Raw genomic sequence first — 12,774 nt, 5'->3', positions numbered from 1 at the left:
GATGGCAAGCGAGCACAGCACCTTTCCGCAATTCGTCTCCGCCGGCGACATCCTCACCGACATGATCCGCACGGACGTGTCGAGCTGGCTCTCGCGTCCGGGCGGCGCGGGCTGGAACGTGGCCCGCGCGGTCGCGCGCCTGGGCCTGCCGACCGCCTGCGCCGGCTCGCTCGGCACCGACAACTTTTCCGACGACCTGTGGGACGCCAGCGTCGCATCCGGCCTCGACATGCGCTTCATGCAACGCGTCGAGCGCCCGCCGCTGCTGGCCATCGTCCACAAGACGCAGCCGCCGACCTACTACTTCATGGGCGAGAACGGCGCCGATCTCGCGTTCGATCCGTCCCGCCTGCCGCAAGGGTGGATGGAGCGGGTGAAGTGGGCGCATTTCGGCTGCATCAGCCTCGTGCGCCAGCCGCTCGGCGCCACGCTGGCGGCGCTCGCCCGGCAGTTGCGCGAGCACGGCGTGAAGATCAGCTTCGACCCGAACTACCGCAATCTGATGGAACACGGCTACGAGCCGATCCTGCGCAACATGGCCGGCCTCGCGGACCTCATCAAGGTGTCGGACGAAGACCTGCACATGCTGTTCAAGGACAAGTCCGAGCCGGATGCGCTCGCCGCAATTCGCGCGATGAATCCGCACGCCACCGTGCTCGTCACGCGCGGCTCCGCGCAGGCCACGCTCTACGCCGGAGACGAGCAATTCAGCGCGCGTCCGCCGAGCGTGGAAGTGGCGGATACGGTCGGGGCCGGCGATGCGTCCATCGGCGGATTGCTTTACAGCTTGATGGCACGCCACGGCGACTGGCCGGAGCATCTGAAGTTCGCGCTCGCGGCGGGCGCGGCGGCCTGCCGTCATTCCGGCGCGCATTCGCCGACGCTCGACGAAGTCGAAGCGCTGCTGAAATAAAGCGGCAAGTGGGCGTCGTACGCGTTACATGGCTGCGTGCTAGCATGGTTTCGTCCTTGCCCGGAGGCGTATCCACCATGGAAGACACCACCTACACGAAAGGCATCTACACCGCGAAGATCGGCGTGCGCGCCATCGACGACGGTCAGTTCCAGGGCCTCGTTTCGCTCACGCGCGACGACGGCGAGGACACCGAGGCGACGCTCTACGAAGTGGAAGCCGCCTCGGGCAATGAAGAAGAAGCGCTCGATGAAGCGCGCGCGCTCGCGCACCGCATCCTCGGGGAAATCGAACTGTAGCGGTCAGGCGGCGCCTGGTCTTGCGCCCGCTCACTGCAATGGAGGACACCATGCCGGAGCAGATCTTCCTATACGGCGTCTATGCGATCCACGTGCGGCCGGTCGAGCTGCAAGGCTCGCGCTGGGACGCGGAGTACGAGATCCGCCATCACGACAAGGCGGTGCAGGCGTGGCAGACAGTGGGCGGCGACGAAGGGCTGGTTGATCGTGCCGAAGCCGTCGAGCTGGCGCATCAGCGCGGCGTTGCGGATATCGAAGCCGGCGCGGGCATTCCGAAGCCACGCGCCTTTCCCTGATCTTCAGCCCGCGCGCAAACACGCACGGCGACCCGCTCAGCGTGACGCGTGCGCCACGCCCGCTTGAGAAGCGGGCGCGAGCCGCGCGGCCTCGCGGCGATCGATCGCCGACGCACGCTCATGACCCTCGCGCGCCAGCGAGCGCTCGACATACTCGAACAGCACGCCTTCCGGCGGAATCAGTTTCGCGACCAGCGCGATCTGCAGCGTGCTTGCCGCGAGGACATCGGCGGCGGTGAACTGTTCGCCGAGCAGCCACGGTCCTTCCTCCAGCGCGCTTTCGATCGCGTGCTCGACCCGCACCAGGTCGCCCCAGCCGAAACTCACCGTGTTGCCCGGCGCGCCGGTCATGCGCTCGGCCATCGCGGGTTCCAGGCAGGAACCGGTGAAAAACATCCATTGCAGGAAACGGCCGCGCGCCGGATCGTCGACGGGCACGCCCAGGCCGCTTTCCGGATAGCGATCCGCCAGGTATAGCAATACCGCGCCCGATTCCGCCACCCGCACGCTGCCGTCCTCGAGCGCGGGCAGTTTCGACATCGGATTGACGCGGTTGAAGTCAGGGCCGTTCTGCGCACCCGCGCGGATGTTCACGTACTCGAGTTCGTACGGCACGCGCATTTCCTCGAGCATCCACAGCGCGCGAAAGGCGCGCGTCTTCGGCCAGTAGTAGAGCTTCATCGGTCTCGTCTTCTTCGCTGGTTTCAGTGTCGTTCAGGGTAGTCCCAAAACTCTCTCACACGTGGTCTGAAAGATCCGGGTTAACGCGCACGCGCGCCAGATCGAGAAGATTTCTCTCGCATCGCCGGCATTTGCTCCATCTGTTTCCCGATTCCGGCCGAATCCCGGACAGTGCGCAAAAACATTCCGCTTTCGGCGGCAAAGAATGACGCATCGCCCCACATACCAAAACGAGACCGGAGATTCCATGAACGCTCGCGTCCCCGCCGATGCCTGCCTGACTCCCGCGCTGTCCGATTACCAGCTCGGCGACAACCTGAGCGCCACGCATGGCCGCATCTTCCTGACCGGCACGCAAGCGCTCGTGCGCCTCGTGCTGATGCAGCGCGAACAGGACCGCGCCGCGAACCTGAACACGGCCGGCTTTATCAGCGGCTATCGCGGCTCGCCGCTCGGCATGGTGGACCAGCAACTGTGGAAGGCGAAGAAACTGCTCGCGTCGCACGACGTGCGCTTTCTGCCCGCCATCAACGAGGAACTCGGCGGCACCGCGGTGCTCGGCACGCAGCGCGTGGAGTCCGACCCGGAGCGCACCGTCGATGGCGTGTTCGCGATGTGGTACGGCAAGGGACCGGGCGTCGACCGCGCCGGCGACGCTCTCAAGCACGGCAACGCCTACGGCTCGTCGCCGCATGGCGGCGTGCTCGTCGTGGCGGGCGACGACCACGGCTGCGTGTCGTCGTCGATGCCGCATCAAAGCGACCAGACGATGATCTCGTGGCACATGCCGGTGGTGAATCCGTCGAACGTTGCGGACATGCTGGAGTTCGGCCTGTACGGCTGGGCGCTGTCGCGCTTCTCGGGCGCGTGGGTCGGCTTCAAGGCGATTTCGGAGACGGTGGAATCCGGCTCGACCGTCGATCTCGACGCCGTCCGCCGCGACTGGCCCGCTCCCGCCGACTTCACGCCGCCCGCCGGCGGCCTGCACAACCGCTGGCCGGATCTGCCGAGCCTGACGATCGAAGCACGCCTCGCCGCCAAGCTCGACGCAGTGCGCCACTTCGCGCGCACAAACAGCATCGACAAGTGGATCGCGCCGAGTGCGCGCGCCAACGTGGGCATCGTCACCTGCGGCAAGGCGCATCTCGACCTGATGGAAGCGCTGCGCCGCCTGGACCTGACCGTCGCCGATCTCGACGCCGCCGGCGTGCGCATCTACAAGGTCGGGCTGTCGTATCCGCTCGAAACCACGCGTCTCGAACAGTTCGTCGACGGCCTGAGCGAAGTGCTCGTGATCGAGGAAAAAGGACCGGTCATCGAGCAGCAGATCAAGGAGCATCTGTATAACCGCACCGACGGCGCGCGCCCGGTGGTGATCGGCAAGCATGCACGGGACGGCGCCGCGCTGCTGAGCGCGCTGGGCGAACTGCGGCCGTCGCGCGTGCTGCCGGTGTTCGCGCAATGGCTCGCGCACCACAAGCCCGCGCTGGATCGCCGCGACAAGGTGGTCGATCTGGTCGCGCCGCAGATTCTCTCGAATGTCGCCGACGCCGTGAAGCGCACGCCCTACTTCTGCTCGGGCTGTCCGCACAACACGTCGACGAAGGTGCCGGAAGGATCGATTGCGCATGCGGGCATCGGCTGCCATTTCATGGCGTCGTGGATGGAGCGCGACACGACCGGCCTGATCCAGATGGGCGGGGAAGGCGTGGACTGGGCATCGCACTCGATGTTCACGAAAACGCCGCACGTGTTCCAGAATCTCGGCGACGGCACCTACTTCCATTCGGGCATTCTCGCGATCCGTCAGGCGGTGGCGGCGAAGGCCAATATCACCTACAAGATCCTCTATAACGACGCCGTCGCGATGACCGGCGGCCAGCCGGTCGACGGCAGCATTTCCGTGCCGCAGATCGCGCGTCAGGTGGAAGCGGAAGGGATTGCGCTGCTGATGGTCGTAAGCGACGAACCGGAGAAGTACCAGGGTCACGAGGACCAGTTTCCGCGCGGCACGACCTTCCATCATCGCGGCCAGCTCGACGAGGTCCAGCGCCGCCTGCGCGACACGCCCGGCGTGACCGTGCTCATCTACGACCAGACCTGCGCGGCGGAAAAGCGTCGCCGCCGCAAGAAAGGCGAATTTCCCGATCCGGACAAGCGCCTGTTCATCAACGAAGCCGTCTGCGAAGGCTGCGGCGACTGCGGCGTGCAGTCGAACTGTTTGTCGGTGGAGCCGGTCGAGACGGAACTGGGACGCAAGCGCCGCATCGACCAGTCGTCGTGCAACAAGGACTATTCGTGCGTGAACGGCTTCTGTCCGAGCTTCGTCACGCTCGAAGGCGCGAAGCTGAAGAAGGCTGAAGGCCACGCGTTCGATCCGGCGGAACTCGCGCGCCGCGTCGAAGCGTTGACGCCGCCCGCAACCCGGCTCGACGACGCGCCCTACGACATTCTCGTGACGGGCGTCGGCGGTACCGGCGTCGTGACGGTCGGCGCGCTGATCAGCATGGCGGCGCATCTGGAAAACAAGAGCGCGTCGGTGCTCGACTTCATGGGCTTTGCGCAGAAGGGCGGCTCGGTGTTGTCGTTCGTGCGCTTCGCGGCCACCGATGCGCTGCTCAACCAGGTGCGCATCGATACGCAGCAGGCCGACCTGCTGCTCGCCTGCGACCTGGTGGTCGGCGCAAGTCCGGAGGCCTTGCAGACGGTGCGGCACGACCGCACGAAGCTCGTCGTGAACACGCACGCGATTCCGAATGCGACCTTCGTGCAGAACCCCGAAGCCAGTCTTCACGCGGACGCCCTGCTCGACAAGCTGCGCCACGCAGCCGGTCCCGGCGCGCACGATGCCATGCGCAGTTGCGATGCCCAGGCGCTCGCGCAGCGCTTCCTCGGCGACACCATCGGCGCGAACATCCTGATGCTGGGCTTCGCGTGGCAACTCGGCCTCGTGCCGCTCTCGCTCGCGGCGCTGATGCGTGCCCTCGAACTGAACAACGTCGCGGTCGGCGCGAACAAGCTGGCGTTTAGCATCGGCCGTCTGGCGGCCGCGGACGCAACGGCGCTCGAAGCATTGACCGCGCAGGTGAGCGCGCCGCACGTGACGATGGAACAGATGTCGCTGCCGGAACTCGTCCGCGATCGCGAAGAGCGCTTGCTCGCCTACGGCGGCACGAAATACGTCGCGCGTTTCCGCAAGCTGGTGAATGCGGCGGCGGGCAACGAAGCGCTGGCACGTGCCATCGCGATCTCGTTCTACAAGCTGCTCGCGGTGAAGGACGAGTACGAGGTGGCGCGCCTGCATGCGGACCCGTCGTTCCGCGCCGCGCTGGCCGCGCAGTTCGAAGGCACGGCGGGCGAAAGCTACACCGTCAAGTTCAATCTCGCGCCGCCAACTTTGTCGCACGCGGTGCATGGCGGCGTGCCGAAGAAGAAGGTGTTCGGCCAGTGGATGTGGCCGGTTTTCGGCGGCCTTGCGAAGCTGCGCATGCTGCGCGGCACGCCGCTCGATGTGTTCGGCCGGACGCTCGAACGCCGCATGGAACGCCGTCTGGCCGACGACTTCGAGATCACCATGACGCGCGCGCTGGCCCGGCTCGACGGCGCGAACGCCCAGGACGTGCAAGCTCTTGCCTCACTGTACGAACGCGTGCGCGGCTATGGTCACGTGAAGCTGGCCAATGTCGCGATGGTCAAGCGCAGCGAGCGTGACGTGGCGGCACGCATCGGTATCGAGGCAGCGACGGGCGACGCCGTGCGCTACGCCATCGAAACGATGAAGGGCGCGGCGTCGCTCAAGGGCATTCCGGTCGTGGTGGCGAAGTAAGCGACATAAGCCGCGTGCTCAGTCGGCGAGATCGTCGGGCAACCAGTCGATGTCGCCGCACAGCACGCAGCGGCGCCCCCCGGAGCGCGTCTCCACGGACAGCGTGACGCACGGCATCGCCTCGTTGATCGACAGATACGGCTTCGTCACGTGGACCCGCTCCGGGTCGCCGAGCGCCGCGCGGAAATACGGACGGCGCAGCCAGTTGGCGCCTTGCGCGTCGATCAGCGGCAGGAAGCGCGCCTCGTGCGCCGCGCGGTCTGCGCGCAGCACGACATTGCGGCCGCTCTGCTTGCCGTTCTGGTCGAGCAGGAAACACCGCGCGGCGTTGTCGAGCGCCAGGAAGTTCCAGCAGACTTCGTCGAGCGGCTCGCCCGCGGCGAGCCGTTCGGCCGCGCGCTCGAAGGCGCGGATATACGGTTGCAGCCGCGTGGCGACGCGCCGTTCGCGCGCTTCCGTCTGCAAGCGGTAGCGTTCCGTCAGCTCGCCGATCACCGTCTGCGCGTGGGCGCCGTCCGCGAGCCCCGGATGCGGCCGCGCGAAAAAGAAGCCCTGCACGAAGTCGGCGCCGCTGGCGAGTGCGAGTTGCGCTTCATGCTCCGTCTCGACGCCTTCGATCAACACGAGCTTGCCCGCCTCGTGCAGCAGCGACACGATGCCCGACAGCACCGCTTCCATGTTCTGCCGCTGCTTGAGCGAGCGCGGCGACAGCGGCGCATGCACGTTATGGCCGGCGTGCGACAGCATCACGCGGTCGAGCTTGACGATATCCGGATCGAGTTGCCAGATGCGCTCGATGTTGGTGTGCCCGGCGCCGAAGTCGTCGAGCGCGATCAGAAAGCCCTGCTCGCGGAACTGCTGCACGGCGAGCGCGAGCCGCTCGATGTCTTCCGCGCTCTGCTCCAGCACTTCCAGCACCACGCGGCGCGGCTCGATGTGCAGGCGCTTGAGGTTCGCCATCAGCGCGGCGGCGTGGTACGGCTCGGTCAGCGCGCCGGGATGCACGTTGAGGAACAGCCACTCGGTCTGGGCGCCGAGCATCTTGAAGTTTTCGAGGTGCAGGGCCTGCGCGAGCCGGTCGATTTGCAACGCCTCGCCGACGCGCGATGCCTGGCCGAACACGTCGAGCGGCGACACCGGCCGATCGAAGCCATCGTGCGCGCGCAGCAGGCCTTCATAGCCGACCGCGCGCATGTGCGACAGGCTGAAGACCGGCTGGAACACGCTCGAGAGCGTCAAGCCGCCATGCTCGACCGAATAACGGTCGAAACCCGACATCACGCCCAGTTCGAAACTGCGTGCGGAAATCGTCGACTTCTCGGGGTTTGCGATCACCATGTCGATACCCTCGCCTGCTGCGTTCGGCGAAGCGCGCTCGACCTGCGCGTGCCTTGCGTCGTTGATGCCACCGGACCCTTGGCGGATCCGTCCCGTAACGTCTTCATAAGAACAGCCCTCGATGATCTCGTCGGGAGTCTCGGTGTCCCGTGGCTCTCGTTAAAGCAAGCTCCATGCTCGGAGCGCGGCCGGTTTCGTCGTGCTTTTGCGTCTGGAATGCACCGTCGGCAGGCGATTTGTCGTGCAACCGCACCGTATCGGTGCAAAGGCCGAAGTGGCCCCCGTCGCTGCCTCTCGCGCACGCACGGGCTAAACTTTCGGCTCATCGAGTCAATGCTAGACGCCGCGCGCGCCCGCCGGGCGCAGGCGTCGTGCTGTAGCGCACATATGGAAATCGTCTTTACCGTCCTCATCCTGCTGCTGGCCGTGGCGCTGTCGGGCCTCGGCCTGAGCCTGCTGCCGGTCAAGCTGCCGCTGCCGCTGATCCAGATCGCGATCGGCGCGTGTCTCGCCTGGCCGACGTTCGGGCTGCACGTCACCTTCGACCCCGAACTGTTCATGCTGCTGTTCATCCCGCCGCTGCTGTTCGCGGACGGCTGGCGCATTCCGAAACGCGAGCTCTATTTGCAGCGCCGCGCGATCCTGATGCTCGCGCTCGGGCTCGTGTTCATCACCGTCGGCGTGCTCGGCTGGTTTCTCCACGCGATGATTCCGTCGATGCCGCTGCCCGTCGCCTTCGCGCTCGCCGCCGTGCTTTCGCCGACCGATGCCGTCGCACTGACCGGCATTGCCGGACGCAAGCGGATTCCGGCCAGCCTCATGAACATCCTCGAAGGCGAGGCGCTGATGAACGACGCGTCCGGCCTCGTCGCGCTGAAATTCGCGATCGCCGCCGCGCTGACCGGCGTATTCTCGATGCGCGACGCCACCGTCAGCTTCTTCATCATCGCGGCGGGCGGGCTGTCGATTGGCGCGGTGATCAGCTGGGCCGTCACCGAGATTCCCGCGCGCCTGCTCAAGTTCTCCGAGGACGACGACCCCGCCGCGGGCGTCATCCTGACCATCCTGATTCCGTTCGCCGCCTATGTCGTCGCCGAGCGCGCGGGCTGCTCGGGCATCCTGGCGGCTGTGTCGGCGGGCATGGTGATGAACATCCAGAGCCTGCGGCCCAGCATCCCGAGCGCGGTGCGGGTGCGCATGACGAGCACCTGGACGATGATCGAGTTCGTCTTCAACGGCATGGTCTTCATCCTGCTCGGCCTGCAGTTTCCGCACATCCTCGGGCGGGCGCTGATCGAGGCGCATCGCGACGGCAACGCGCAGGTCGGCCTGCTGCTCGGTTATGTGCTCGCTACCCTGGTCGCGCTGTATGCGCTGCGCTTCGTGTGGGTGTATTCGCTGCGCTGGCTCGCGGCGCGCCGGACGGCGAAGCAGGGACTCGAAAGCGCCGAGCCGGGCTTTCGGACGCTCGCGCTGACGACGATCAGCGGCGTGCGCGGCGCGGTGACGCTCGCGGGCGTGCTCTCGCTGCCGGTGACGCTCGACAACGGCACGCCGCTCGCCGGACGCGATCTGGCGATCTTCATTGCGTCGGCGGTCATCCTGGTGTCGCTGCTGATCGCGGTGATCGGGCTGCCGGTGATGCTGAGCGGGATCGAGCGCGAACGCAATCCGCACGCGGCGGAGGAACGCATGGCGCGCCGCCGCGCGGCGCAGGCGGCGATTCGCGCCATCGACGAAAGTCATGACGAAATGATCGAGGAGATGGATGCGGCTGCGTCCGCGCGCTGCGCCGATTCCACCGCGCGCGTGATGGGCATGTACCGGCGCAGGCTGGAGTCGCTCGGCGAAGACGAAGCGCCGCGCGTGGCCGCGAAGAAAAGCGAATTGATGGAGACGCGGCTGAAGATGGCGGCGCTGCGCGCGGAGCGGGCCGAACTGCTCCGGCTGCGCGCCGCGCAGGACATCAACGACGAGACCTTGAACAAGCTGCTGCGGGAAGTGGATTTGTCGGAGACGGCGATTGTGAACCGGAAGCGGGGGACGGCGGGTTGAGGCGCCGGCCCGCCTTTTTCTGGAGGTCGCGCTGGCCGGCCGTGGAAGCGCTCAGACCACGCCCGCCCCGCGCCGACGCAGCAGCGCATAGAAAATGATCGCGCCGAACGTAGCGGTCCCGATTCCCCCGAGCGCAAAACCGCCGAGCTTCAGCGTGAAATCGCCGGTGCCGAGCACGAGCGTGACCGCCGCGACAATCAGATTGCGGTTGTCGGAGAAGTCGACCTTGTTGACCACCCAGATGCGCGCGCCCGTCACCGCGATCAGCCCGAACACGACGATCGACACGCCGCCCAGCACCGGACCCGGAATCGTCTGGATCAGCGCACCGAACTTCGGCGAGAAACCGAGCACGATCGCGAACAATGCGGCGATCACGAACACGAGCGTCGAATAGATCTTGGTGACCGCCATCACGCCGATGTTCTCGGCATAGGTCGTCACGCCGGTGCCGCCTGCGAAGCCGGAAACGATCGTCGCGAGACCGTCGCCGATGAACGCCCGGCCGATGTACGGGTCGAGGCTCTTGCCGGTCATCGCGCCGACCGCCTTGATGTGGCCGAGATTCTCCGCGACCAGGATGATCGCGACGGGCGCGAGCAGGGTCATCGCGGGCGCCTCGAAGACAGGCGCGGTGAAGTGCGGCATGCCGAACCAGGCCGCATTCGCGACCACCGCGAAGTCGATGGGCTTGCCCATGCTCATGCCGTTGGTCAGCGCCGCATAGATGAGGTACGCGATGGCGAGGCCGATCAGGATCAGGAGGCGCTGCGCCATGCCGCGCGCGAACACTGCGACCGCGCCGACGCACAGCACGGTGACCAGCGCCATCCAGGACTCGAAGCTGCTGCCCATAACGCCCTTGACGGCGATCGGCGCGAGATTCAGCCCGATCACGCAGACGATGGAACCCGTCACCACCGGCGGCATCAGCGCCTCGATCCACTTCGTGCCGACCGCCGCGACGATCACGCCGATGATCGCGTAAGCCACGCCGCACGCGATGATCCCGCCCAGCGCGACCGGAATGTTCAGGTTCGGCCCATGGCCGCCGTAGCCCGTTACCGCGATCACGAGCCCGATGAACGCGAAGCTCGAACCGAGATAGCTCGGCACGCGCCCGCCGACGAGCACGAAGAACAGCAGCGTGCCGATGCCCGACATGAAGATGCACAGATTGGGATCGAAGCCCATCAGGAGCGGCGCGAGCACGGTGGAGCCGAACATCGCGACGACGTGCTGCACGCCCATCGCGATCATCTGCGGCCAGGGCAGACGCTCGTCAGGCGCGACCACGCGGCCCTCGCGGGCATCGGGCTGGACCGGCCAGCGGGGGAAGAAGGAATCGGACATCGGCGGGCCTCCTGTGCGGCGATGAAGCGCCGTCCGTGCGGCGCACTGATGAAAAATCAGGCGCGAGTGTACGGAGCGGGCTGTCGAGTGGCAAGCGAGCCGATGATACGGCCGTTTGGGCGTCGCCTGCCGGCCACGCGTGCGGTTCGTGCGGTTCGGGCGGTTCGGGCGGTTCGGGCGGTTCGTGCGGTTCGTGCGGTTCGTGCGGTTCGTGCGGTTCGTGCGGTTCGTGCGGTTCGTGCGGTTCGTGCGGTTCGTGCGGTTCGTGCGGTTCGGGCGGTTCGGGCGGTTCGTGCCGTTCGTGCCGTTCGTGCCGTGCGTGCCGTTCGTGCCGTTCGTGCCGTTCGTACCGCACGCGCCGCACGCGCCGTGCGCCCCGTACGCCCCCGTGTATTCAGGCCTGCTGCAACCTGAACACCGCCACCGCGTGCTTCAATTGCTCGGCCTGGTCGGCCATCGCGCCGGCGGCCGCGGCGGCCTCTTCGACCAGCGCCGCGTTCTGCTGCGTCACCTGGTCCATCTGCGCGACAGCCAGATTCACCTGCTCGATGCCCGAACTCTGCTCGTGCGACGCCTGCGATATCTGCGCCATGATGTCCGTCACGCGCTGCACCGCATGCGTGACTTCAGCCATCGTCGAGCCGGCGCGTTCGGCGAGCGCCGCGCCGCTGTCGACGCGCGCCGTGGATGCCTCGATCAGCTCCTTGATTTCCTTTGCCGAGGTCGCGCTGCGCTGCGCCAGCGCACGCACTTCGCCCGCGACCACCGCGAAGCCGCGCCCTTCCTCGCCGGCACGCGCCGCTTCCACCGCCGCATTCAGCGCGAGAATATTGGTCTGGAACGCGATGCCCTCGATCACGCCGATGATGTCCGTCATGCGCCGGGATCCGGCGGCCAGTTCACGCATGGTGCCGGCCACGTCGCCGACGAGTTCGCTGCCGCGCGCCGAGACGTCGGACGCGCCGCGTGCGAGACCGCTGGCCTCGTCCGCGTGACTGGCGTTCTGGCGCACCGTCTGCGTGAGCTGCTCCATGCTCGACGCGGTCTCCGCAAGCGACGCCGCCTGTTCCTCGGTGCGCTGCGACAGATCTGTATTGCCCTGCGCGATCTCGCGCGACGCATGCAGGATCGAATCGCTCGAATGACGAATGCCGCCGACGATGTCCGAAAGCTTCGCGCTCATGTTGCCGAGACTCGCGATCATGCTGCGCTCGTCGCCGGGACGCGTGGCGACGCGCGTGGTCAGGTCGCCCCGCGCGATGCGGTCGGCGATGTCCGCCGCATAACCCGGCTCGCCGCCGAGCTGCGCCGCCAGGCGCCGGCCAATCAGCACCGCGAGCAACGCGCCCGCGGCCATCGCGCCGAACACCAGCGCCAGCATCACGGCGCGCATGGTCTCGTACTCCGACGCCGCATGCTGGCGCGCCTCCGTGGCGCGCTTGCGCTTGAAGTCGGCGAGATGCTCCAGCGCGGCGCGCGCTTTCTCGCTCGACGCGATCGCGCGGGCAATGAGGCCCATCTGATCGACGTCGACCGGCATGGCCTTCCTTCCCATCTGCATCAGCACGATGTCCTCCCATGCGGACACCGCTTGATGCGCGGCGTCGTAGAGCGCCGTGCCTTCGGCGGAGAGAATCGTCGGGCGCACGCGTTCGAACGCGCGGTGCATGTCATCGAGCGACGTCGACATGCCTTCCTTCAGTTTGGTCTTGCCGGCGTCGTCGGCGAAAGTCAGGTTCGCGGCGGCGAGATCCGTGTCGAGCTTGTGCTTGTTGATTTCCTCGACCCAATAAAGCCCGTCCAGATGACGTTCGCCGATTTCACCGATCAGGCCGTTCATCTTCGCGAGCGACACCACGCCGGTAGCGCCCACGCACGCAGTGAACAGGATCACCACCGCGAACGACAGCAACAGCTTGTTGAGCACGGACAGGCGGTCAAACCATTTCATCGATGTCTCCTCTTGCACGCTCCACGGACGGCGTCCATGGACAGCGCAGCGCGAACGCCGGT

At 66.9% G+C, this 12,774-nt stretch carries 9 protein-coding genes; 5 read left to right on the top strand and 4 right to left on the bottom strand.

Translation table 11 applies throughout. The features are described 5' to 3' along the window. Position 1 precedes the first annotated feature (1 nt). The 3 genes from QCE88_RS01935 (at position 2) to QCE88_RS01925 (ending at position 1,508) form a co-directional block, all read left to right on the top strand. Positions 2-913: a carbohydrate kinase gene (locus QCE88_RS01935; RefSeq protein WP_309898716.1), complete on the top strand. Its 912-nt coding sequence runs from the start codon at positions 2-4 to the stop codon at positions 911-913. Positions 914-990: 77 nt separating this feature from the next. Beyond that, positions 991-1,212 (top strand): hypothetical protein, encoded by a 222-nt coding sequence (locus QCE88_RS01930; protein WP_309898714.1) that lies wholly within the window; start codon positions 991-993, stop codon positions 1,210-1,212. A 50-nt stretch (positions 1,213-1,262) separates the two neighbouring features. Further along, entirely contained in the window at positions 1,263-1,508 is a 246-nt protein-coding gene (locus QCE88_RS01925) for a hypothetical protein (RefSeq protein WP_309806962.1), read from the top strand. Between the two features lie 36 nt (positions 1,509-1,544). Here QCE88_RS01925 and QCE88_RS01920 read toward each other — a convergent pair whose 3' ends face one another. After that, positions 1,545-2,189 (bottom strand): glutathione S-transferase, encoded by a 645-nt coding sequence (locus QCE88_RS01920; protein ID WP_309898712.1) that lies wholly within the window; start codon positions 2,187-2,189, stop codon positions 1,545-1,547. Between the two features lie 247 nt (positions 2,190-2,436). Here QCE88_RS01920 and QCE88_RS01915 point away from each other — a divergent pair, with 247 nt between their 5' ends. Then, positions 2,437-6,015 carry an indolepyruvate ferredoxin oxidoreductase family protein gene (locus QCE88_RS01915; protein WP_309898710.1) on the top strand — a complete coding sequence of 1,193 codons (3,579 nt, stop codon included), beginning with the start codon at positions 2,437-2,439 and terminating at the stop codon, positions 6,013-6,015. Positions 6,016-6,033: 18 nt separating this feature from the next. Here QCE88_RS01915 and QCE88_RS01910 read toward each other — a convergent pair whose 3' ends face one another. Next, the gene (locus tag QCE88_RS01910) at positions 6,034-7,353 is read right to left on the bottom strand and encodes an EAL domain-containing protein (protein ID WP_309898708.1); all 1,320 of its coding nucleotides are present in this window, start codon (positions 7,351-7,353) and stop codon (positions 6,034-6,036) included. Positions 7,354-7,740: 387 nt separating this feature from the next. On the opposite strand from QCE88_RS01910, the gene QCE88_RS01905 reads away from it, so the two are divergent. Beyond that, positions 7,741-9,408 (top strand): Na+/H+ antiporter, encoded by a 1,668-nt coding sequence (locus QCE88_RS01905; RefSeq protein ID WP_309898706.1) that lies wholly within the window; start codon positions 7,741-7,743, stop codon positions 9,406-9,408. A gap of 51 nt (positions 9,409-9,459) precedes the next feature. Here the strand turns inward: QCE88_RS01905 and QCE88_RS01900 are convergent, their stop codons facing one another. Both QCE88_RS01900 and QCE88_RS01895 read right to left on the bottom strand, forming a co-directional pair. After that, positions 9,460-10,761 carry a solute carrier family 23 protein gene (locus tag QCE88_RS01900; RefSeq protein ID WP_309898704.1) on the bottom strand — a complete coding sequence of 434 codons (1,302 nt, stop codon included), beginning with the start codon at positions 10,759-10,761 and terminating at the stop codon, positions 9,460-9,462. A gap of 394 nt (positions 10,762-11,155) precedes the next feature. After that, positions 11,156-12,712: a methyl-accepting chemotaxis protein gene (locus QCE88_RS01895; RefSeq protein ID WP_309898702.1), complete on the bottom strand. Its 1,557-nt coding sequence runs from the start codon at positions 12,710-12,712 to the stop codon at positions 11,156-11,158. Positions 12,713-12,774: the final 62 nt, after the last annotated feature.

It is taken from the genome of Caballeronia sp. LZ035, assembly GCF_031451175.1.
GTDB lineage: Bacteria > Pseudomonadota > Gammaproteobacteria > Burkholderiales > Burkholderiaceae > Caballeronia.
This window is presented reverse-complemented; position numbering and strand designations above follow the sequence as displayed.